This window comes from Lactobacillus sp. UBA5813, assembly GCF_002417895.1.
Taxonomy (GTDB): domain Bacteria; phylum Bacillota; class Bacilli; order Lactobacillales; family Lactobacillaceae; genus Lactobacillus; species Lactobacillus amylolyticus.
Window position 1 is genome coordinate 4,175 of record NZ_DICZ01000025.1, and the last position, 1,170, is coordinate 5,344.

Annotated in this window: 1 protein-coding gene; it reads left to right on the forward strand. The window is 40.3% G+C overall.

What is annotated here, in order from left to right; genetic code table 11:
* The first annotated feature begins 59 nt into the window (after positions 1 to 59).
* The gene (locus B2008_RS04950; protein ID WP_286822512.1) at positions 60 to 980 is read left to right on the forward strand and encodes a site-specific integrase; all 921 of its coding nucleotides are present in this window, start codon (positions 60 to 62) and stop codon (positions 978 to 980) included.
* Positions 981 to 1,170 lie beyond the last annotated feature (190 nt).

Here is a 1,170-nt window from a genome sequence, read left to right on the forward strand (position 1 = left end):
CTTCATCAACGTAAGCAAGATTAAAATATATAAATGAATACGAAAGGATGGAAAATACCATGAATAACCAAGAATTGTTATGTACCTACTTTAAAAAGTGGGTAGCAACCTACAAATTCGGAGCAATCCGTGATGTAACCATGAAGAAGTATCAACTTAGTCTGCAATGGTTGCAGCAACTTGCCCCAGGCCTCAAACTTTGTGATGTGACTCGTCTGTCATATCAAATCCTGTTAAATGATTATGCTAAATACCACGAGCGTACAACAACGATGGACTTCCACCATCATGTGAAAGCAGCTATCTTGGATGCAGTTGATGAGGGCTTTATCGATCGTGATCCCACACGGCGAGCAATCATCAAGGGAAAAGCTCCACGTCCCAAAAAGAGTAAATTCCTTAACCAATTTGAATTACAGTCATTACTTGGTCACTTGAATTTAAAGAAAGAAATCAACTGGGATTGGCTAATTCTTTTAATAGCAAAAACCGGGCTTCGTTTTTCAGAAGCACTTGGCCTCACACCTGCAGACTTTGACTTTGCTCGACAAACAATTTCTATCAATAAAACATGGAACTACAAAGAAAATGGTGGATTCCAGCCGACTAAAAATCAATCATCTGTTCGTAAAGTGTCTCTAGATTGGATGACGGCCATTCAGTTCGCAGGATTAATCAAGGATAAGCCAACAGATAAGCCCATTTTTGTGAATGAGGGGCAAAAGATTTACAATTCTACTCCAAATTGTATTTTAGCGCGACATTGCAAAACGCTCGGCATTACTGTTATTTCAATCCACGGCTTGCGGCATACGCATGCTTCTCTGTTGCTCTTCGCCGGTGTGTCTATTGCTAGTGTGTCCAGACGCCTCGGACATTCGAGTATGACCACTACTCAGAACACCTATTTACATGTCATCCAAGAGTTGGAAAATCAAGATACTGACCTTGTGATGCGTTGTTTGGCTAATCTCCAATAATTTTCTTTGGCTCCCTAACTGTTACCAGCAGGAGAGCCATTTCATGTAGAAGCGATTAAAGCCCTGAAGTTCGCCCGTTGTGACATTTTGTTGGATAAAACCCAGTCATAATTTTCAATCTCGCCAGATTGTTATGGTTTGCTGCTGATGTACATCTTTTATATACGCAAAAAAATAGCTCGTTCAATCT